Annotated in this window: 17 protein-coding genes; 12 read left to right on the top strand and 5 right to left on the bottom strand. The window is 30.5% G+C overall.

What is annotated here, in order from left to right; all coding sequences use genetic code 11:
• Positions 1-3 precede the first annotated feature (3 nt).
• Positions 4-1,095: a glycosyltransferase gene (locus ACFSSB_RS07455; RefSeq protein WP_379902664.1), complete on the top strand. Its 1,092-nt coding sequence runs from the start codon at positions 4-6 to the stop codon at positions 1,093-1,095.
• Complete coding sequence (locus tag ACFSSB_RS07450) at positions 1,092-1,505, top strand: sugar 3,4-ketoisomerase (protein WP_379902661.1); 414 nt, start codon at positions 1,092-1,094, stop codon at positions 1,503-1,505. The genes ACFSSB_RS07455 and ACFSSB_RS07450 overlap by 4 nt, the downstream gene beginning before the upstream one ends.
• On the opposite strand, the gene ACFSSB_RS07445 is transcribed toward ACFSSB_RS07450, so the two are convergent.
• Both ACFSSB_RS07445 and ACFSSB_RS07440 read right to left on the bottom strand, forming a co-directional pair.
• A complete protein-coding gene (locus ACFSSB_RS07445) occupies positions 1,488-2,426 on the bottom strand; it encodes a glycosyltransferase family 2 protein (RefSeq protein WP_379902658.1) in 939 nt (312 codons plus the stop codon). The two genes, ACFSSB_RS07450 and ACFSSB_RS07445, sit on opposite strands and share 18 nt — an antisense overlap.
• Before the next feature lie 3 nt (positions 2,427-2,429).
• The gene (locus ACFSSB_RS07440; RefSeq protein ID WP_379902656.1) at positions 2,430-3,320 is read right to left on the bottom strand and encodes a glycosyltransferase family 2 protein; all 891 of its coding nucleotides are present in this window, start codon (positions 3,318-3,320) and stop codon (positions 2,430-2,432) included.
• Between the two features lie 83 nt (positions 3,321-3,403).
• Here ACFSSB_RS07440 and ACFSSB_RS07435 point away from each other — a divergent pair, with 83 nt between their 5' ends.
• On the top strand, positions 3,404-5,026 hold the full coding sequence (locus ACFSSB_RS07435; RefSeq protein WP_379902653.1) for a hypothetical protein: 1,623 nt from the start codon (positions 3,404-3,406) through the stop codon (positions 5,024-5,026).
• On the opposite strand, the gene ACFSSB_RS07430 is transcribed toward ACFSSB_RS07435, so the two are convergent.
• The gene (locus ACFSSB_RS07430) at positions 5,023-5,706 is read right to left on the bottom strand and encodes a cell division ATP-binding protein FtsE (RefSeq protein WP_379902650.1); all 684 of its coding nucleotides are present in this window, start codon (positions 5,704-5,706) and stop codon (positions 5,023-5,025) included. The genes ACFSSB_RS07435 and ACFSSB_RS07430 overlap by 4 nt on opposite strands.
• Before the next feature lie 309 nt (positions 5,707-6,015).
• On the opposite strand from ACFSSB_RS07430, the gene ACFSSB_RS07425 reads away from it, so the two are divergent.
• The 5 genes from ACFSSB_RS07425 to ACFSSB_RS07405 all read left to right on the top strand — a co-directional run bounded on the left by ACFSSB_RS07425 (position 6,016) and on the right by ACFSSB_RS07405 (position 13,990).
• Positions 6,016-9,036, top strand: a complete 3,021-nt coding sequence (locus ACFSSB_RS07425) for a tetratricopeptide repeat protein (RefSeq protein WP_379902646.1) — start codon at positions 6,016-6,018, stop codon at positions 9,034-9,036.
• A gap of 100 nt (positions 9,037-9,136) precedes the next feature.
• On the top strand, positions 9,137-10,864 hold the full coding sequence (locus ACFSSB_RS07420; protein ID WP_379902644.1) for a TonB-dependent receptor: 1,728 nt from the start codon (positions 9,137-9,139) through the stop codon (positions 10,862-10,864).
• Positions 10,865-11,068: 204 nt separating this feature from the next.
• Positions 11,069-12,691 carry an amidohydrolase gene (locus ACFSSB_RS07415; RefSeq protein WP_379902641.1) on the top strand — a complete coding sequence of 541 codons (1,623 nt, stop codon included), beginning with the start codon at positions 11,069-11,071 and terminating at the stop codon, positions 12,689-12,691.
• 40 nt (positions 12,692-12,731) lie between these two features.
• The gene (locus ACFSSB_RS07410) at positions 12,732-13,262 is read left to right on the top strand and encodes a DUF2059 domain-containing protein (RefSeq protein WP_379902638.1); all 531 of its coding nucleotides are present in this window, start codon (positions 12,732-12,734) and stop codon (positions 13,260-13,262) included.
• A 5-nt stretch (positions 13,263-13,267) separates the two neighbouring features.
• The gene (locus tag ACFSSB_RS07405; protein WP_379902636.1) at positions 13,268-13,990 is read left to right on the top strand and encodes a hypothetical protein; all 723 of its coding nucleotides are present in this window, start codon (positions 13,268-13,270) and stop codon (positions 13,988-13,990) included.
• On the opposite strand, the gene ACFSSB_RS07400 is transcribed toward ACFSSB_RS07405, so the two are convergent.
• Positions 13,980-14,681, bottom strand: coding sequence for a class I SAM-dependent methyltransferase (locus tag ACFSSB_RS07400; RefSeq protein WP_379902635.1), 702 nt, complete (start codon positions 14,679-14,681; stop codon positions 13,980-13,982). The two genes, ACFSSB_RS07405 and ACFSSB_RS07400, sit on opposite strands and share 11 nt — an antisense overlap.
• Before the next feature lie 125 nt (positions 14,682-14,806).
• Here ACFSSB_RS07400 and ACFSSB_RS07395 point away from each other — a divergent pair, with 125 nt between their 5' ends.
• On the top strand, positions 14,807-15,301 hold the full coding sequence (locus ACFSSB_RS07395; RefSeq protein WP_379902633.1) for a YkgJ family cysteine cluster protein: 495 nt from the start codon (positions 14,807-14,809) through the stop codon (positions 15,299-15,301).
• A 384-nt stretch (positions 15,302-15,685) separates the two neighbouring features.
• Positions 15,686-16,648, top strand: a complete 963-nt coding sequence (locus tag ACFSSB_RS07390; RefSeq protein WP_379902631.1) for a hypothetical protein — start codon at positions 15,686-15,688, stop codon at positions 16,646-16,648.
• A 72-nt stretch (positions 16,649-16,720) separates the two neighbouring features.
• On the opposite strand, the gene ACFSSB_RS07385 is transcribed toward ACFSSB_RS07390, so the two are convergent.
• The gene (locus tag ACFSSB_RS07385) at positions 16,721-18,031 is read right to left on the bottom strand and encodes an exo-beta-N-acetylmuramidase NamZ family protein (protein ID WP_379902629.1); all 1,311 of its coding nucleotides are present in this window, start codon (positions 18,029-18,031) and stop codon (positions 16,721-16,723) included.
• An 8-nt stretch (positions 18,032-18,039) separates the two neighbouring features.
• On the opposite strand from ACFSSB_RS07385, the gene ACFSSB_RS07380 reads away from it, so the two are divergent.
• Positions 18,040-19,275, top strand: coding sequence for an ABC transporter permease (locus ACFSSB_RS07380; RefSeq protein WP_379902626.1), 1,236 nt, complete (start codon positions 18,040-18,042; stop codon positions 19,273-19,275).
• 282 nt (positions 19,276-19,557) lie between these two features.
• Complete coding sequence (locus tag ACFSSB_RS07375; RefSeq protein ID WP_379902624.1) at positions 19,558-20,538, top strand: PLP-dependent cysteine synthase family protein; 981 nt, start codon at positions 19,558-19,560, stop codon at positions 20,536-20,538.
• Positions 20,539-20,578 lie beyond the last annotated feature (40 nt).

The raw sequence follows: 20,578 nt of genomic DNA, 5'->3' as shown, positions 1-20,578 counted from the left end.
CTTTTGCAAAATAACAATAAAAAAATTTGTATTGTAACATCTTCTCTTGGAAAAGGTGGAGCAGAGCAATCAACGGCTCTTTTATCTAAAATGCTTGTGCAAATTGGTTATCAAGTTCATTTAGTTACCATTTTAAATATTATTGATTATGATTATTCTGGGGAGCTTTTAAATTTAGGAAGGTTAAAAGACCAGAAGGATGGTTTTTTTGCTAGAATTAGTAGATTGAGTGTGTTTAAAAAGTACTTAAAGCAACATCAATTTGATTTTATAATAGATAATAGAACTAGAAATTCTTGGTTTAGAGAAACGGTTATTTCAAAAATAATTTACAGACCTTATAAAGTCATTTATGTTTTGAGGAGTTATAACCTTGATTACTATTTTCCTAAAAATAAAATATTAGCAAAGTTGTTATATAAAAATGCTTCATCAATTGTAAGTGTTTCTGAAGAAATTAAGCAGTTAGTAGAGAAAACGTATGGTTTTAAAAATGTATCAACAATATATAATCCAATTGAAAACAATCCACTGTGTTTAGATGAAATTGTTACATTAAATTACAATTATATTTTAGCTTATGGAAGATTGGATGAAGATGTAAAAAACTATACTCTTTTATTTGAAGCATATAAAATTTCATCACTTTCAAAAGAAAATATAAAACTAGTGCTTCTTGGTTCTGGTAAAGATTTATCGCTGTTGAAGCAAAAAGTTGACGAGTTAAAATTAGAAAAAAGTATTTATTTTATTCCATTTAATAACAAACCTCTAGAAATAGTTGTTAAAGCTAAATTTGTATGTTTAACTAGTAGGTTTGAAGGTTTTCCTCGCGTTCTAATAGAATCGCTATCTGTTGGAACTCCAGTCATTTCTGTAAATTGTAAATCAGGACCAAGTGAAATTATTACTAATAAAGACAATGGACTGTTAGTAGAAAATTATGATGTAAACGAGCTGGCAGATGCAATGAATAGTTTTATCTTTGATAAAAGGTTATATCAACACTGTAAAGCAAATGCAAAACAAAGTGTTGCTAAGTTTTCTGTAGAAGAAATTTCTAAAGATTGGAAAAAATTAATTGAAAGCAAATGAGTTACACAACGATAAAAAATATAAAAATTATTGATATACCTAAGCATACAGATGAAAGAGGTAACCTTGGAGTAATTGAAAAAGAGCTTATTCCTTTTGCAATCAAAAGAGTATATTATCTCTATGATGTGCCAAGTGATGCTTATAGAGGAGGTCATGCTCATAAAGAGCAATTAGAATTATTGGTTGCTTTAAGTGGTAGCTTTAACGTTATTTTAGATGATGGTGAGGTCAAGCATTCTATTACACTAAAAAAACCAAATAAAGGGTTGTTAATACCTACAGGGATTTGGCGTGAGCTTGAAGATTTTTCTTCAGGATCTGTTTGTTTAGTCTTAGCTTCAGGTGTTTTTGATGAAAGCGATTATATTCGCGATTACAAAGATTTTGAGTTATTTAAAAGGACTTAAATTAATATGAAATTTTCGTAATACATTTCGTGTCTGTATTAAAAAAAGTAAGAAGCTTTTATTGCAAACTAATAAAAAACGCTGTTTTGCATTTAAATTGCTTTTGTTTAAATGTTTTAAATACAAATGCATCTGCTTTTTATTTCCTACAAGTTTGTATTGTAATGCAATAGAAAATCTATTTAAATCTATATATTTTTTTAAGGAAGCATTGTTTTTTGCTGCAGCTTCATATACATCCAGATTTATAAAATTTCTTAAATTGGTGTTGCTATTCGATATTCTGTTATCTGCATGTAAATTATAAATAGCTGTTACATTATTATTAAAAGCAACAGGATGTTGTAGTGCTATTTTAATCCATAAATCGGTGTCTTCACCAGCACCTAGCGTAATGTTTTCATCAAAACCATTACAATCTTGTAAAATGTTTTTAGGTACCATTACAGCAGAAGTCCATGCTATACAGCTATACATGCTAGATTTAAAATAATCGCTAACAATACCATTAAATGCTTTTGGTATATCTATATAATGCGATTCTAAAGTGATTTTACCCATTTTTTTCACATAAGCATTTGCGTATAAACCACAATTAGGAAAATCTTCAGCTAGTTTTTTTAGTTGTTCTAAGTGATTAGGTAACCATAAATCATCGGCATCTAAAAAAGCAATATAATCTGCATTTGCTTTTTCAATTCCGTAATTTCTAGCATGAGAAACTCCTTGGTTTTTAATGGTAAAAATCTTTATTCTAGAATCGGTTAGCGAGTTTAAGCGTTCAATACTAGCGTCTGTAGAACCATCATTAACTATAATAAGTTCAAAGTCTTTAAAATTTTGTTTAAGAGCACTTTGTACTGTTTTAACAATAAAGTTTTCTTTATTGTATAATGGAATTATAATAGAGAATAATGGCATGTACTAGGTGTATAAAAAACAAAGGTAGCTTAATCTATATAAATCAAAAATGTATAACGAAGGTTTTTTTGAAAGTAAATTTTTTTCAAAAGAACCTTTAAAGTTTTTATAAATAAAAGCAAATAGATAATGAAGCTTTAAGCCTTTAAGTTTAAAAAAGACTCTTGTAATTAGTGTGTAATTTTTAGGTATTAAGTTTTGTTTTAAAAATAAATGTAAGGCATCCACAGACTCTATAGATTTTTTTAAAAACATGCTGCTTGTTTCTAAACCTAAATGATATGTTGGATTATTTATATGTTCTACCTTCATTTTTTTTAATTTTAAATGATAAGAAAACAAGGTGTCTTCATGTCTTAAATTAGGTATTTCTTCATCAAAAGTAACCTGGTTAAAAACTTCTTTTTTAATTAAAAAATTGAGTGTTAAAAAGCTTAAATAAGTATTTTCTTTTCTTTTGTTTGTAGCTAATGCTTCGCGTTCTCTACCATATACCCAACGTAATAAATGGTTGTTGTCTGGTTTTTTTTCATCGTACAAAATACCTCCATAAATTACTTGTGATGTTTTGCTAATAGACTTAAAATAAGTAGCAATAAAATCACTGTGTTTGGGTAGTACATCTGCATCTAAAAAAAGCAACCACTCAGACTTTGCGTCTTTAGCTAAAAGATTTCGTATAGCGCTTCTACCAATATTTTTTTCAAGCAAAAGATACTTTGTGTTATCTAGTTTGTTTATTTCTTTATTGGCCTTAATAATACTTGTATCTGTTGAGCCATCATCATAACATAAAATTTCAAAAGAAACATCAAGCTTTTTTATTTGCTTGTACACTTCGTTTACAAGTGCGCTTATGTTGTAGTTGTATGTTGGTATTAAAATGGAGAGCATGAATGCTTTTTAGAATTATTCAAAACTAACAATAAATTATCTAATCTGTTTGCTAATGGTATAGTAATTGTAATTTTGTTACTATGAAAAAAATATGTCTTAGCTTTTTATCTGTTTTCATTGTTGCTTTTACTTTTGCACAACAAGAGTTTCATGTATTTCCTAAAAACCATAAAATAACACCAGGAACTGCTACAGGAAACGGTTCTTTACAAAATCCATGGGATTTACAAACAGCCTTAACCCAATCTAGTAAAGTAGTTTCTGGAGGTGACACCATTTGGTTGCATGAAGGTGTTTATAATGGTAGATATAATAGTACGCTAAATTGTACTACTGCAAATAAATATATTACAGTAAGTGCATATCCAAACCATAGGGTTATTTTAAACGGAAATGTTTCTTCTATAAAAAAACAAGTAATAGAAATTAAAGGAAATAATTTAATATTCAAGAATTTTGAAATCACATCATTAAATGACTTTTCTAGAATAGAAACAGACAAAGATTTTTCAAGATGTGATGGGGTTAATCATACCTCTGGTGGTAATTGTAAGTTTATTAATTTAGTTATTTATAATAATCCGGGTTCAGGGTTTAATTCTTGGAAAAGAACTTCTAACGCAGAAATTAATGAGTGTATTATTTTTAATAATGGGTTTTTTACTAAAAAAAGAGGAGGGGGAGTTGGTATGTATGTTCAAAACTCTAGTGATAAAGAAAGACAGATATTTAATAATATTGTCTTTAACAATTATTATAAAGGAATTGAAGTTTGGTCTGCTAATAAGGATGCCAAAGAAGCTTATGTTAAAAATGTAACGCTATATAATAATGTGTTGTTTAACAATGGTTTACCCGCGGGGTCTTATAGGGATAACATTATTGTAGCTTCAGATGATGAAAATGAAGTTAATATTGCTAAAAATATTACTATAAGTAATAATGTTTTATATCATAATACAAACCTTACTAAGGAAATTGAAAATACAGAAGCTCCGTCATTAACATTGGGTTTTGATAAAAAAGCACCATTAGAGAATGCAATAATAAAGAATAATATTATTATTGGAAGAAAAAATGCATTGAGAGTGTTGTATGTTAAGTCTATGCAGTTTAATAATAATGTGGTTTATAGTGGTTACGTAAGGATTAATGAATCTACATTAGAACATATAATTGATGATAATTGGAATTTTAATAATAATAGCTATTATACTAGAAGAACAAAGCCAATACGTATAATAGGCTCAAGAGATTATTTGTTGAATGAATGGAAGTCTAAATACAAATTAGATGAAAATAGTGGAAGCTATAATTTTAAAGATTTCAACTTAGCCAACGTTTTAGATATAACAAAAAGCCAATATAAAACCAATAGTTTTAGAGTGGTGCTTTTTAATAAAGAGGAGCAGGATGTAGTGGTTGATTTCTTAGAATACCACATGGAAAAAGGAAGTAGTTACACCATTACAGATGTTGAAAATTTAAACACAGTTATAAAAACAGGAACGCTAGCTGAAGATGCTAAAATTACAGTGCCAATGCAAGCAGAAAACGCAATAGAAACTAAAACCTTAAATAATTTTGGTGTATTTATTATAGCGTTTACTAATGCCAAAAAGGCAACAACTACAACAACAAATAAAGAGGAAGAACCAAAAACAGAAAGTGGTTTGTCTCGCTTTTTTAAATGGTTGTTTTAACCCTTGCGTTGTACCACTTCATAAATCTGATTTTCATCACATTTTAACGTTTTACTTGGGTATTTTAATAACAAGGCATAATCATGGGTAGCCATTAAAATGGTATTTCCATTTTTATTAATTTCTTGTAAAACTTCCATAACCTCAATGCTGGTTTGCGGATCTAGATTTCCCGTTGGCTCATCTGCAAGAATCAATTCTGGATCATTTAATAAAGCTCTAGCAATTGCAACACGTTGTTGTTCTCCACCAGAAAGTTCATGCGGAAATTTAAAACCTTTAGTTTTCATGGCAACCTTATCTAAAACTTCATCAATTCTTGTTTTCATTTTAGACTTGTCTTTCCAGCCTGTAGCTTTTAAAACAAATAATAAATTGTCGTTAATGGTTCTATCTGTAAGTAGTTTGAAATCTTGAAAAACAACACCCAATTTTCTTCGTAAAAACGGAATGTCTTTTTCTTTTAATTTACGTAAATCATAATCTACAATATGTCCTTCGCCTTCTGTTAAAGCTAAATCTCCATAAAGAGTTTTCATAAAACTACTTTTTCCAGATCCCGTTTTTCCTATTAAATACACAAAGTCTCCTTTATTGACTTCTACATTAACATCAGAAAGCACTAAGTTGTTTCCTTGAAAAATAGAAACATCTTTTAATTGTAAAACAGGGTTTGACATAAAATTACATTGTTTTTAAGAGTTGTAAATGTATTATTAAAAAGTTAAAACATAAAAGTTATACTTTAAAAGTTTTCTTAAAGCTGTAGCTAATTTTTAAATATAATATATGGTTCTGCTTTGTAACTTACCTTATACGTGTTTAAGTTATTTTACTTGTTTGTAAAAATGAATCCATAAACAGTATGTAGATAAACATGGCCTATTTTTCATTCATTTTTAATAAGTCAGTGAATAATTATAACAAAATTCTAACGTTATCATTTACATATTGATTTATCTTTGATTCTTTAATAAAAAAAATAGTCCATGACTAAAAAAAATCTTCATTTATTCCTTTTAGCTATTGTTTGTAGTTTTCAGCTTATGGCACAAGAAACTGCTGTTTATACAAGTGATCTTGTAGACTACCAAAGAGCGTTAACACTATATAATAATCAGCAATATTTAGCAGCACAGTCTTTATTTAATCAAATAAAAAGAACTGCAAAAACAGATGTTTTACAGAGTGATTGTGCTTTTTATATAGCCAATTGTGCAGTGCGTTTAAATCAGCAAAATGCAGATCAGCTAATGGAAGATTTTGTAGCAGATTATCCTACAAGTACCAAACGTAATACAGCGTATGTAGATGTAGCAGATTATTATTTTGTTAATCAAAAATATGCCTATGCTAAAAAATGGTATGATAAGGTGGATGAAAGCGGATTAGCATCAGCCGAAAAAGAAAGATATAATTTTAATAATGGATATGTAGCTTTTGTAACCAAAGACTATAAAACAGCTAAAACCTATTTAAATCGTGTAGAAAACTCACAAAAATATGGGTCGCAAGCAAAGTATTACATTGGTTATATGGCATATGAAAGTGATGATTATGACAAAGCTAATCAGTATTTTGACCAAGTAGGAGATGACGAAAAATACAAAGAAAAACTCTCTTACTATCAAGCAGATTTACATTTTAAGCTTGGTAAGTTTGAAGAAGCTATAGCCTTAGCCAAAGAGCAATTACCAAATAGTGATACTAACGAAGTTTCACAACTTCATAAAATTATTGGTGAAAGCTATTTTAACTTACAAAAATATGCCGAAGCAATTCCGTTTTTAACCCAATATCAAGGAACCAATGGCAAATGGAATAATACCGATTATTACCAATTGGGTTATGCTTACTACAAACAAAAAGATTACGAAAAAGCTATAAAAGAGTTCAATAAAATTATTGGTGGTAATAATAGCGTAGCACAAAATGCATACTATCACTTAGGAGAGAGTTATGTAAATGTAGATAAAAAACAGGAAGCTTTAAATGCTTTTAAAAATGCTTCCGAAATGGATTACGATTTAAAAATTCAAGAAGACGCTTGGTTAAATTATGCAAAAATTAGTTATGAAATTGGTAATGCTTATCAATCTGTTCCGCAAGTACTAGCGACGTATTTAGATACATATCCAGATACAGCTTATCAAGAAGAAATTGAAACCTTATTAATAGACTCTTATATTACCTCAAAAAACTACAAAGAAGCTTTAAATCTTTTAGAAGGAAAAAAGAGCTATGAAAATAAAGTAGCATACCAAAAAGTAACTTTTTATAGAGGAATTGAATTATATAATGAAAACAAATTTCAAGAAGCAGAAGCGCTTTTTGATAAATCTTTAAAAGAACCACAAGATGCTACATACACTGCAAGAGCAACTTTTTGGAAAGCAGAAACCGATTTTAATCTTACCAATTATGAGGATGCTTTACTAGGTTTTAAACAGTTTGAACAACAAACAGCAGCAGCAAATACTCCAGAACAAAAAAATCTAGAGTATAATATAGCGTACACCTATTTTAAACAAAAAAATTATACGCAAGCAATACAATATTTCAATTCATTTATTGCTAAAAAAAAGGATGACACAATAAGATTAAATGATGCCTACCTACGTTTAGCAGATAGTTATTTTGTTTCTAGTCAGTACAACGATGCTATTCAAGCTTATAATAAAGCAATGAAGCTAGGAAAAATAGAAACCGATTATGCCTTTTTTCAAAAAGCTTTAAGTGCTGGTTATGCTGGAAATGATGCTACAAAAATTTCAGAATTAGAAGACTTTATTAACCAATACCCAACATCAAAATTAAGAGATGATGCCATGTATGCTCTAGGTAATTCGTATGTAAAAGCAGGAAATACCAACAAAGCAATGCAAACGTATGATCGATTAAATAACGAGTATAAAAATAGTTTGTTTGTACCAAAAACATTGCTTCGTCAAGGGTTAGTACATTATAATGCTAGCGAAAATAATCCTGCTTTAAGTAAGTTTAAAAAAGTAGCAGCAGATTTTCCTAACACAGCAGAAGCAAACCAAGCAGTTGCAACAGCGCGTTTAATTTATATTGATATAGGAAGAGTAGATGAGTATGCTTCTTGGGTACAAACCTTAGATTATATAGAGGTTACTAATGCAGATTTAGATAATACTAGTTATGAAGCTGCAGAAAAGAAATATTTAGATAATGATACAGATAATGCCATCAAGCAGTTTAATAGTTATTTAAATGAGTTTCCAAACGGATTACATGCTTTACAATCGCATTTTTATTTGGCGCAATTGTATTTTAAGAAAGATTTAAAAGAAACAGCAACACCACATTTTAAATATGTTACGCAAGCTTCGCAAAGTGAATTTACTGAAGAAGCCTTGTTGCGTTTGGCGCAAATTTATACCGAAAGCAAAAACTGGCAAGATGCCATTCCTGTACTAACAACACTAGAAACAGTAGCTAGTTTTCCGCAAAATGCTGTTTTTGCACAATCTAATTTAATGAAAGCCAATTATGAATTAGAAAACTATAGTCAAGCTGTGGCTTATGCCGAAAAAGTATTGTTACAAAACAGTTTAGATAATAAAATTAAAAGCGATGCACATGTAATTATAGCACGTTCTGCAATACAAACAGAAGATGAAGCTAAAGCAAAATTAGCCTATGCAGAAGTAGAGCTTACAGCAATAGGCGAAACAGCAGCAGAAGCTTTGTTTTACAATGCATATTTTAAAAATAAAGAAGGAAGCTATGCAGCTTCAAATACTGCTATTCAACGTTTAGCAAAAGATTATTCTGGTTATAAATATTATAGCGCAAAAGGTTTAGTGCTTATGGCAAAAAATTATTACGCTTTAGAAGACGCTTTTCAAGCAACTTATATTTTAGAAAGTGTAATCAAAAATTTTGCAACATTTGAAGATATCGTTGCAGAAGCTCAAACCGAATTAAGTAAAATAAAAGAAGAACAGGCAAAAACAAATTCTTCTATCGTTCCAGAAGATTAAATTTCTGCAAAAGCAGGAGTATTGTCTTTAAATAAGATAAAGTATAAGTCATGCTAAGCGAAGCCATAGCATCTTAAAGTTTAAAATAAATAGCAAAAATATGCGAAAGCAAAAAAATAAAATTTTAGTATTCTTTTTAATAATGGTATCTACCTTAGGGTTTTCTCAAGAAAGAGATCAAGATACCTTAAGTACAGATGTTATTCAAGTAGTAAAACCATATACTCCTACAATATCTGATGCTTTTAAGGTAAAAGAAGTGCCTTCTTTAGATGATGAAACTACAACAGCCAAAAAAGAAATAAAATATAATATTTTCTCTTTTCCTGTGGCTTCTACATTTACACCAGCAAAAGGTAAAGCTGCTGTAGTAGATAAAGAAAAACCTGCAAAATTATATGATAATTATGCCACACTAGCAGCAGGAATGTATACCTCTGTTTTAGGTGAGGTGTATTTAAATCATGCTATTAGTAGAACCGAAAGTGTTGGTGGTTATATTAGCCATCACTCTTCTCAAGGCGGAATTAGTGATGTGCTTTTAGATGATAATTTTTCAGATACTAAATTAAGTGCCAATTATGCTAGAAATGAACGCGACCTTTCTTACAACATAGAAGGTGGTTTTTTACATCAAAAATACAATTGGTATGGTTTACCACAAGGTGTATTTAGCCAAGAAGAAGCCGATGATATTGGTGATGTAGACCATACATTTTATGGCTTTAACCTTGGAGGAGATGTTACTTTTACAGGCGCTTATGTAAAAGAAGCAAGCGTTTTGTTTAGAAGATTTAGTGATAATAATAGCTCAGGCGAAAACAGGTTTTTATTACAAACAAATGGCGATATTTCTATTCAAGATTTAGACTTTAATGTAGCACTTAGAGTAGATTATTTAGGCGGAAAATTTGAAAGAAATTATTTTACAGACGAAGCATTAAATTACGGAAACTTTAATCTTGGTTTATCACCAACGTACCAATTAGTGCAAGACGATTTAACCCTAGATTTAGGAGTTTCTCTATTTTATTTAAACGATACAGAATATGGAGATAACAAGTTTTTTATCTATCCCAATATTAAAGCATCGTATAGAATGGTAGACGAAATATTAATTGCTTATGGAGGTATTCAAGGAGATTTAATACAAAATACGTATTATGATTTTGCACAAGAAAATCCTTTTGTGTCTCCAACTTTATTTATTACACCAACAGACCAGAAATACAATGTTTTTGTAGGTTTAAAAGGAATGGTGTCTAACGGAATAAGTTATAATATTAAAGGAAAATATATTGCAGAAAGTGATAAAGCAATGTTTAAAAATAACCTGGATGCATCAGGAGATGAAAATTATATGAATGGAAATTCGTTTGGTTTAGTCTATGATGATGTTTCTACTTTTGCCGTTTCAGGTGAAATAAATGCAGATATAAACAGAAATTTCACCTTAGGTGTAAAAGCAGAATATTTTGCATATAATGTTGATGAGGAAGCCGAAGCATGGAATCTACCAAGTTTAAAAGCAAATCTGTTTTTAGATTATCAAATAAATAAACAATGGTTTGCAGGAGCAAATCTGTTTTTTGTAGGCGAAAGAAAAGACCAAGAGATTGTGACTACGTTTCCTTTGGTAGCTTATCAAACAACTACTTTAAAAAGTTATTTTGATGCCAATGCGCATGCTGGTTATCATATTAATGAAAGACTTTCGGTATTTGCAAAAGCAAATAATATTGCTAATCAAGAATATAAAAGATGGCAAAACTATCCTGTTCAAGGATTTCAGTTTTTAGCAGGAGCAACCTATAAGTTTGATTTTTAATAACATTGTAACAAACGTAGAAACAAAATATTCTCTTAATAAAACAGAAATAAAGGGAAATAAACGGAAATAAAAGGAGTAATAAACAAAGCGTTCTTAAGAGAGCGCTTTTGTTATTTTTGTACATTACGTAATTAAAATTTTAATAGCATATTTCACAAAGTCTTAATATCTCAACAGACGATCTAGAACAAATAAAAAAGCATGAATAAATATTTTTCACTTCTTGGTATTCTACTAATTTTTTCCTGTAATAAAGGCAAACAACAAGTAGACTCTATAATTACCAATGCAAAAGTATATACTGTAAATACAAACTTTGAAACAGCAGAAGCATTTGCAATAAAGGATGGTAAGTTTGTAGCTGTTGGTACATCTAAAGACATTGAAAATAAATTTCAAGCAGACACTATAATAGATGCTAAAGAGCAAACTATTGTTCCAGGACTTATAGATGCACATTGTCATTTTTACGGATTAGGTTTGTTTGAGCAAACCGTAAATCTGGTTGGTACTACAAGTTTTGTAGATGTAGTAAAGCGCGTTACAGATTTTCAAAACCAAAAAAATAAACCATTTATTACTGGTCATGGTTGGGATCAAAACGATTGGGAAATAAAAGAATATCCAAACAAAGCTTTGTTAGATCGATTATTTCCAGATATTCCAGTTGCTTTAACAAGAATAGATGGTCATGCTATGTTATGTAACCAAGCAGCTTTAGACTTGGCTAAAATTACCAAAAACACAAAAGTAGCAGGAGGAGAAATACTACTTGAAAAAGGAGAGTTAACAGGTGTTTTAATAGATAATCCTATGGCTTTGGTAGAAGCTATTTACCCTAAACCAACAAGGCAAGCACAAATTACAGCATTACTAGATGCACAAGAAATTTGTACTAATTTAGGGCTTACCACAGTTTCAGATGCTGGTTTAAATAAAGAGGTCATTGAGTTGATCGATAGTTTACAACAAGCCAAAAAACTTAACACAAGAGTGTATGCTATGGTTAGTAATACCAAAGAAAATCTAGATTATTATTTACCAAAAGGAAAAATAAAAACCGAAAAATTAAACGTACAATCGGTTAAGGTATATGCAGATGGTGCTTTAGGATCTCGTGGTGCTGCTTTAAAGCAAGAATATTCAGATATGCACAATCATTTTGGCGCTATGGTTATTGGTCTTGAAGATTATAAAAAACTAGCAATACGAATAGAAAAAGCAGGCTATCAATTAAACACACATGCTATTGGTGATTCTGCTAATAGATTTGTATTAAATACCTATGAAAAAACATTACAAGGCAAAACAGACAGACGTTGGCGCGTAGAACATGCACAAGTGTTAACAGGAACTGATTTTAATTATTTTAAAAACGAAAATATTATTCCTTCTGTACAACCAACACATGCTACAAGTGATATGTATTGGGCCGAAGAACGCTTAGGTAAAGATAGAATACAAACAGCTTATGCGTATAAAACACTTTTAAATAAAAGCGGAAAAGTAGCCTTAGGAACCGATTTTCCTATAGAACAAGTAAGTCCGTTTTTAACTTTTTATGCAGCTGTTGCTAGGCAAGATGTAAAAGGTTTTCCTGAAAATGGGTTTAATAAAAAAGAAGCACTAAGCAGAGAAGAAGCTTTAAAAGGAATGACTATTTGGGCTGCTTTTGCAAATTTTGAAGAACATGAAAAAGGAAGCATAGAAGCAGGGAAGTTTGCAGATTTTATTATTTTAGACAAAGATATTATGCAAGTACCTGATGCTAAATTGCCTAATATAAAAGTGCAACAAACTTTTATTGATGGCGTGGCACAATAATTGCTATGTCTGTAAACATAAAACGTACTATTCTTTAAAGATGAAAAAAATATATACTCTAGTATTAGCAGTAATGGTATCTGCAACAACTTTTGCACAAGTAGATGCTTATAGTGAAGACGTAAAACAATGTATTAAAAGTAATGGTACCTATGCGTATTATGAAAACGTAGTAGAGCAAATGTTTAGCATGTTGCAAGAGCAATATGCAGCACAAAACGTTCCTGAATCTGTTTGGGTAGAATTAAAGAGTCTTAAAACAGAATCCTTAGAAGAGTTAAGTCAAATGGTGGTTTCTGCATATCGTGGTCATTTTACACATGAAGACGTAAAAAACATGAACGCCTTATATGCTACTAAAGCAGGACAAAATATGTTTAAAGATGCTAGTAAACTTACCGAAGGAGATAAGGTGGCTTTAACCGAGTTTTACCGAAGTGATACAGGACAAAAAATTACAGGCTCTCAAGATTCTATGAATGATGCCATGAGCAAAATATCAGAAATGTGGAGTAGTGGTTTTTATAGAACTATTGTAGATAAGTTAAGCGAAAAAGGGTTTAACCTATAGTCTTAATGAAATTAAAAATAATTTCTTTATTTACATTTCTATTTGCTTTTACAACGTATGCTTGTTCCTGTAGTTATGGTACTGTTTCTAGTAGGCTAAATGGTTTTGAAAATGTTTTTACTGCAAAAATTATTCAAGTTTTAGAATACCATGATAATACTTCAAGGGCTAAAAAGGTAAAAGTAGAAGTTCTAGAAAACTTTAATAACCAAGTAAACACAAATATTATTTGGTTCTCTAAATCGCTTCATGGTTGTCCTGTTCCTAATCCTGAAAAGAATTCAAAATGGCTTTTTTATATTGCAGAAGCACAAGATGGAAAGCTTTCTGTTGCGGCTTGTAATCCTTCTGTATCCTTTAAAAATGACAATGCTCCTGAAGAATTACAAAAAATAAGAATTGTAAAAGGGTTAATGCAAACGCAGGAAGAAACATTAAATTTTAATAATGTTTTAGAAATAAATTCTGCTTTTTTCACACCAGACTATAGTCGTTCTAAAAGATATGCTTTTGATGATGATTACGGACTGTACGTATTAAATTATCAAGAGAATACTGCAACTTTAAAATCTGTAGAAACCTTAAAAAGCCTAGGAGCAAGTTTAGATGAAAAAGTGCTAAACTATTATAATACCAAGTTTAAAATACAAAAATATGGTAGATTAAAATCTAATTTGAAAAATGCAGATTTTAAACTCACCATTGTAGTATGGAAAACTAAAGCGTAAGCTTTGCTAGATAATCAAAATGTTCTCCTTCTTGCAGTAATTTGCATTGTAAGCCAACAGAAGTACAAGCAGTAAGTAGCGTGTTAAAATCTAAATACAACCATTTCATTGGTTTTTCATTTTCGCCTTTATAGCTTAAAAAATAATCTAATTCGCCATAATAGTTCGCTGTAGTATCCATCCAAAATCCACCATCTTCATCTTCATACATATATTTAATGTCACTAGAGTCTATTAAAATTTGTCCTCCTGTATTTAAAATGCTTTTTAAATGCTTTAAATAGCTTGCTACTTGTTGTAATTCTTGAAAAATTCCGGTACCATTCATAAGCAATAAAATAGTATCAAAAGAGTCTGTTTCGTTTAAAATATCTTTTACTTCCGCATTTTTAACACCTCTTTTTTTACAAACTTCTATAGCACCTTCAGATATATCAATAGCTTTTACTTCAAAACCTTTTTCTTGTAAATACAAACTATGGCTTCCTGCTCCAGCGCCAACATCTAAAATTTTTCCGCTAGAAACTTGTAGCGCTTTTTGTTCTAGTTTAGGCATTTCTGTAAAACCTCTAAAAAGATACGGAATAGGTAATTTATCTTCGTCACTTATATTAGTTGCAGTAATAATGTCTTCTGTATAATTTCCGTTTTGGTAGTCTAATAAAGCTTTTCCAAATAAATCTTTTTCCATAAAATTGTCATTGCTAGATATTACACGAAGCATCTTAAAAAGCTGTCGAGGTTATCTGTTGTTATTTACTATTATTGATACACTAAGCACAGACAAAGTGTTTCAAAAAATATTACTTTTGTTCTATGGAAGAATTTTTAAAACAACTCCCAAAGTTGGCCAAAGATAAGCATAAGGAGAACAAAACCTTTTTTACAAAGCTAAAAAAGAAAACGCCTAAGAATTTAGATTATATCATGCAAGATTTACATGCTGAAGAATTTGAGCGTACAGACTGCTTAACTTGTGCTAATTGTTGCAAAACAACAGGTCCTTTATTTACAGATAAAGATGTAGATAGAATTGCAAAGCATTTTAAGCAAAAACCACAGCAGTTTATTGCCAACTATTTACGTGTAGATGAAGAAAATGATTACGTTTTACAATCGGTACCTTGTACTTTTTTAGGAGCAGATAACTATTGTTCTATTTATGATGTGAGACCAAAGGCATGTAGAGAATTTCCGCATACAGACCGAAAAAAGTTTCAGCAAATTTCAAACCTTACTATTAAAAATGTGGCTATCTGTCCTGCAGCTTTTAATATTGTAGAAGAAATGAAACGTAGAATAAAACTGTAAAAGCACAATTGCTAATTGTGGTATTTTACAGAACGAACTTACTTCTATATCTACAGAAATTCTATTCTATTTTACAGACAGAATAATTGCTAGTATTTGGTGAGAATTATTGCACATTTAATAGAAAAAACGGCAATACATTAAACGTAATTGAATACGGAAAATAAATGTGTAATAAATTCATAATGCAGAAGAATGTTTAGTGTTTGTAAAGCTTTTTAAGCGAATTAATGTCTTTTGTTTCAGACGGATAACATTTTATCTGTGATATTTGGTATTCAACGAATATTCATAACAATTACCAAATAAGGCACCTTTTTTTTGTAAATTAATATAATCTTTGAACGGAAATTTGATTAGTAGCTATTATCAAAATTCAATAAAATGATTAAAATTTACAACGTAATGAAAGAGGGGAAAGTTACGCTACTATGTTTATTTATGTTCTTAATGATAACTAGTTTATCGTTTGGTCAAAACACAGTATATTCTACAATTGCAAAAAATATAAACTCAGAAGCTAATAGTTTACAACACAATTTAAATAAAGCAGGTGATACGCTACATTTAAGTAGTGACTATAATTTATATAAAGTTGAGTTTATAGGAAACTATGAATCTAAGGTTTTTGAAGTAGAAAGAGGTAAGAAAAAAGCGAGCATACCTTTAGCATCTGTTCCTGTAGGAGAGTATACTATTGCTGCTTTTCAAATTGAAAGAAGTGATGATATATATCAATATCAAAAAACAATAGTTTTTAGAATTTCTAGACTTTTACCAATTGAAACACCTCTATTAGAAGAAGAATTAATTGCTGAGGTTGTACCAGAATCAGAACCAGAAGCTCTAGAAGAAAAAGAAACACTTAAACCAACAATTAAAAAGGAAGAACCTATAGTTAAAAAAGAAGAAGCGTTGGTTGCTGAGGTTACAGAACAAACTAAAAAAGAACCTCTAGTAAAAGAGAAAAAAGAAGCTCCTGTTACGCCTAAAAAAGAAGCCGTAAAAAAAGAGCGAATAAAAAAGCACAAGGCCAAAAAAGAAACCGTAAAAAAGCAAAAAGTAAAAAAGGAAGTAACTGCAAAAAAGAAAACAAGAGTTGCAACCAGTACGCCTAAGCCTGTAAAAAAACAGATAAAACCTGTAAAAAAGGTACAAGAAAAATCAGTGGTTAAAACCAAACCAGCTAAAGATACAAGAGTCACTGAAACTAAAAAACCTAGTTTAGACTCTACTGTATATAAAAGTTATAATCTTACAAATGCTAGAGGAGGACGTTATGTGGTTCAATCTCGTGCAGAGTATAGAGCACAAAACTTAAGACCAAACGGAGAACCATATAACTAGTATAAATTAGTCTCTAAGCAAAAAATAGATTTTGCAAATATTAAAAGCCTTTAGAAATTTTCTAGAGGCTTTTTACTTATACAGTAAATAGGCTTGACGCATCGTATTATAAGCAGCTAAACCTCTAACCCATGTTTTTTTAATTTCGTAAGCGGTGTGTTTTGTTTCAATTTGTTTTTGTAGTTCTTTTGTTCCTGCAAGTTTGGTGAAAAAGGTATTAAAAAAGGCATCTTTATTTGCTGTTGCTTGGTATGCTTCAATAATATAATTTAAGTCTAATCTACTTAAATCTTTACTCGTGCTTAAATCCATACCAAAGCAAACTTTGTTTTCGTGTTTTGGGTATTTAGAACCAGCATTAGGCTTAGGAGTAAAAGTATAGGTGTAATTAAACATTTTGGAGTCTAAAAAAGGGCTTCCAAAAATTTGAAACTGTTTGTCAGTTCCTCTTCCAGCACTAACGTTAGTACCTTCAAAAAAGCATAAGCTAGGATATAAGTTTATTGCCTTTGCATTAGGTAAGTTTGGTGATGGTTTAATAGGTAAATGATATGGCGTATCATGTGTGTAATTTTGCATGGCAATAACAGTAATGTTGCATTGTACACCATTTTCTAACCATTTTTGACCATTAATCATTTTAGCATACTCACCAATAGTCATTCCGTGAACCACAGGAACAGGATGCATACCAACAAAACTTTTGTGTTCCATTTCTAAAATAGGTCCATCAATATAATGACCATTTGGGTTTGGTCTATCTAAAATAAGAACAGGAATATTTGCTTCAGCACAAGCTTCCATAACATAATGTAAAGAAGAAATATAAGTGTAAAAACGAGCTCCTACATCTTGAATATCAAAAATTACAATATCTAAATCTTTTAGTTGTGCTGCAGAAGGCTTTTTGTTTTTTCCGTATAGCGAAACTATAGGTAAACCGGTTTTGGTGTCTATACCATCTTTAACCAATTCTCCAGCATCAGCAGTTCCTCTAAATCCATGCTCAGGAGCAAATACTTTTTTTACATCTACTTTTAATGCTACTAAGGAATCTACAAGATGTGTATACCTATTATTGCTAGGTGTTTTATGCAAATCGTCAATTTCACCTTGGTTATACTTAAAAATAACACTAGTCTGGTTGGCAACAATACCAACGCGTTTTTTACTAAGTAATGGTAAATATGCTTCTGTTTGGTTGGCACCAACAAGAATAGGCTTTTTGGTTGCTTTTTCGGTGTTAGGCTTCGCTTGCAGAAGGGTTTCCGCTTTAGAACTATCTGTAGAAGTAATAGTATCTTTTGTTTTTGAATTACTTCCGCAAGAAATTAATATAAAAACAAATAATAAAACTGTATTTTTGAAAACATTAAATTGCATAATCTAGTTTGAATTTCGAGTTTTTTATAGCTAAACGCATTATTAGTAGTAAAGCGTATAAAAGTAGCGTTTCGGCACCAATAATAAAAATTGGAATTGCTGCAATTGCTATTGGTATTATAGTAATGATGATTGCTGTAGCTACAGGTATTGGCTTGCAACAAAAAATTAGAGATAAAGTTTCTGCTTTTAATGGACATATAATTATTTCTAATTTTGGCACTAATAACTCTCAAGAAAGTGATAAACCCATTTCTACCAAACAAGATTTTTATCCTGTTTTTAAAAATGTAGATGGTATAAAAAACGTGCAAGCAGTAGCATCAAAATTCGGAATAATAAGAACCGAAACAGATTTTGAAGCCATTATTGTAAAAGGAGTAGGAGCAGATTATAATTGGGATTATTTTAAAGAGTTTTTAATAGAAGGTAGATTGCCAGATTACTCTAAAGAGCGAAACCAAGACGTGCTTATTTCTCAAAGTTTAGCAAAACGTATGCAGTTTCAGTTAGGCGATAAGTTTTCTACGTTCTTTAAAAAGCAAGATCCAAACGCTTTACCAACACAAATTCGTTATTCTATTGTCGGTATTTACAATTCAGGACTTAAAGAATTTGATGAAACCTATGTACTTGGAGATATACGTCACATACAACGCCTCAATAAATGGCAGCCAGATCAAGTAGGAAGTTTTGAGGTTTTACTAGATGACTACAACCAATTACAAGAAAAATACGTTGCAGTATTTCAAAACACACCTTCCTTATTAAATGCTGTAACTGTAGAACAAAAACACGCTTCTATTTTTGAGTGGATTGGCATTTTCGATAAAAACACCTATGGTATTATAGGCATCATGATTCTTGTAGCAGGAATAAACATGATAACTGCATTACTAGTTTTAATTCTTGAACGTACCAAAATGATTGGTATTTTTAAAGCACTAGGAAGCAATAACTGGAGCATCAGAAAAATGTTTTTATACAATGCCAGCTATATTATTTTAATAGGTCTTTTTTGGGGAAATCTTATAGGTTTGCTCTTGCTTTTTGCACAAAAATATGGCAAGTTTTTTCCTCTAGATCCTAGTGTGTATCACGTTAGCGAAGTACCTGTTTATATAAGTTTAGGCTATATTTTAGCCTTAAACATTGGTACATTTCTCCTTTGTTTACTCATGCTATTAATACCTTCATACATTATCACCAAAATTTCGCCAGTAAAAGCAATTCGTTTTGAATAATTAATTATGGCGTTTACTACTTCGCTTAAGCTATGTAGCACCACGCTTTCCGTTATATCTTTTTATAGTGCCTCAAAAAAGGATGCCACTGCAATCGCTAACGCAACCTAACCAGAAGCTTTATTTTTAATATTAAAATTTCGGCATACCTAACAAAATCAAGAAGTATAACTTTATAAACTAAAAGCTTCTATATTAGTTAAAAGGCTTTCGTAAAATAAAACCACCTTTTCTCTTTTCCCTTTTAACTTTTGCCTTAAATTTGCAAAGCAAAATGAAATTATGGAATACGCAAAAAACATACTAGAAACTATTGGTAACACACCATTAGTAAAACTAAATAAACTTACAGAAGATTTACCTTGTTTGGTACTTGCTAAATACGAAACATTTAATCCTGGAAATTCTGCAAAAGATAGAATGGCCTTGAAAATGATTGAAGATGCTGAAGCAGACGGAAGATTAAAACCAGGAGGAACTATTATTGAAGGTACCTCTGGAAATACAGGATTAGGATTAGCACTTGCTGCTATTATAAAAGGATACAAATGTATTTTTGTAATAAGTGATAAACAATCAAAAGAAAAATGTGATGTATTAAGAGCACATGGAGCAGAGGTAATTGTTTGTCCTACAGATGTAGAGCCAACAGATCCAAGATCCTACTATTCGGTTTCTAAACGTTTAGGAGAAGAAACGCCTAACTCTTGGTATGTAAACCAATATGATAACCCAAGTAATGCAAGAGCACATTATGAAAGTACAGGACCAGAAATTTGGAAACAAACAGATGGTAAGATTACACATTTTGTGGTTGGTGTAGGAACAGGAGGAACCATTTCAGGAATTAGTAAATACTTAAAAGAACAAAATCCTAATGTAAAAGTTTGGGGAATTGATACCTATGGTTCTGTATTTAAAAAATACCACGAAACAGGAATTTTTGACGAGAATGAAATTTATCCTTACGTAACCGAAGGTATTGGTGAAGATATTTTACCAAAAAATGTAGATTTTTCTCTTATTGATGGTTTTACTAAAGTTACAGATAAAGATGCAGCAGTATATACACAAAAACTAGCTTTAGAAGAAGGTATGTTTTTAGGTAATAGTGCTGGAGCAGCAATAAAAGGATTATTACAATTAAAAGATGAATTTAAAAAAGACGATGTTGTAGTGGTTCTTTTTCACGACCATGGAAGTCGTTACGTTGGTAAAATGTACAACAACGATTGGATGAAAGAAATGGGTTATATAGATTAACAATTACAGTAATTAAATAAAAAAACCTCCTAAAATATTA

Source organism: Lacinutrix gracilariae (genome assembly GCF_042684485.1).
GTDB classification, from domain to species: domain Bacteria; phylum Bacteroidota; class Bacteroidia; order Flavobacteriales; family Flavobacteriaceae; genus Oceanihabitans; species Oceanihabitans gracilariae.
Note: the sequence above shows the minus strand (reverse complement) of the source record. Positions and strands in the feature narration are given on the sequence as shown.

What these genes read in the sequence shown, in the direction of transcription:
- ACFSSB_RS07390 (WP_379902631.1), top strand. Translation starts at nt 15,686, where the DNA reads ATGATTAAAATTTACAACGTAATGAAAGAGGGGAAAGTTACGCTACTA.
- ACFSSB_RS07375 (WP_379902624.1), top strand. Translation starts at nt 19,558, where the DNA reads ATGGAATACGCAAAAAACATACTAGAAACTATTGGTAACACACCATTA.
- ACFSSB_RS07435 (WP_379902653.1), top strand. Translation starts at nt 3,404, where the DNA reads ATGAAAAAAATATGTCTTAGCTTTTTATCTGTTTTCATTGTTGCTTTT.
- ACFSSB_RS07405 (WP_379902636.1), top strand. Translation starts at nt 13,268, where the DNA reads ATGAAATTAAAAATAATTTCTTTATTTACATTTCTATTTGCTTTTACA.
- ACFSSB_RS07395 (WP_379902633.1), top strand. Translation starts at nt 14,807, where the DNA reads ATGGAAGAATTTTTAAAACAACTCCCAAAGTTGGCCAAAGATAAGCAT.
- ACFSSB_RS07445 (WP_379902658.1), bottom strand. Translation starts at nt 2,426, where the DNA reads ATGCCATTATTCTCTATTATAATTCCATTATACAATAAAGAAAACTTT.
- ACFSSB_RS07430 (WP_379902650.1), bottom strand. Translation starts at nt 5,706, where the DNA reads ATGTCAAACCCTGTTTTACAATTAAAAGATGTTTCTATTTTTCAAGGA.
- ACFSSB_RS07420 (WP_379902644.1), top strand. Translation starts at nt 9,137, where the DNA reads ATGCGAAAGCAAAAAAATAAAATTTTAGTATTCTTTTTAATAATGGTA.
- ACFSSB_RS07385 (WP_379902629.1), bottom strand. Translation starts at nt 18,031, where the DNA reads ATGCAATTTAATGTTTTCAAAAATACAGTTTTATTATTTGTTTTTATA.
- ACFSSB_RS07415 (WP_379902641.1), top strand. Translation starts at nt 11,069, where the DNA reads ATGAATAAATATTTTTCACTTCTTGGTATTCTACTAATTTTTTCCTGT.
- ACFSSB_RS07410 (WP_379902638.1), top strand. Translation starts at nt 12,732, where the DNA reads ATGAAAAAAATATATACTCTAGTATTAGCAGTAATGGTATCTGCAACA.
- ACFSSB_RS07450 (WP_379902661.1), top strand. Translation starts at nt 1,092, where the DNA reads ATGAGTTACACAACGATAAAAAATATAAAAATTATTGATATACCTAAG.
- ACFSSB_RS07400 (WP_379902635.1), bottom strand. Translation starts at nt 14,681, where the DNA reads ATGGAAAAAGATTTATTTGGAAAAGCTTTATTAGACTACCAAAACGGA.
- ACFSSB_RS07425 (WP_379902646.1), top strand. Translation starts at nt 6,016, where the DNA reads ATGACTAAAAAAAATCTTCATTTATTCCTTTTAGCTATTGTTTGTAGT.
- ACFSSB_RS07440 (WP_379902656.1), bottom strand. Translation starts at nt 3,320, where the DNA reads ATGCTCTCCATTTTAATACCAACATACAACTACAACATAAGCGCACTT.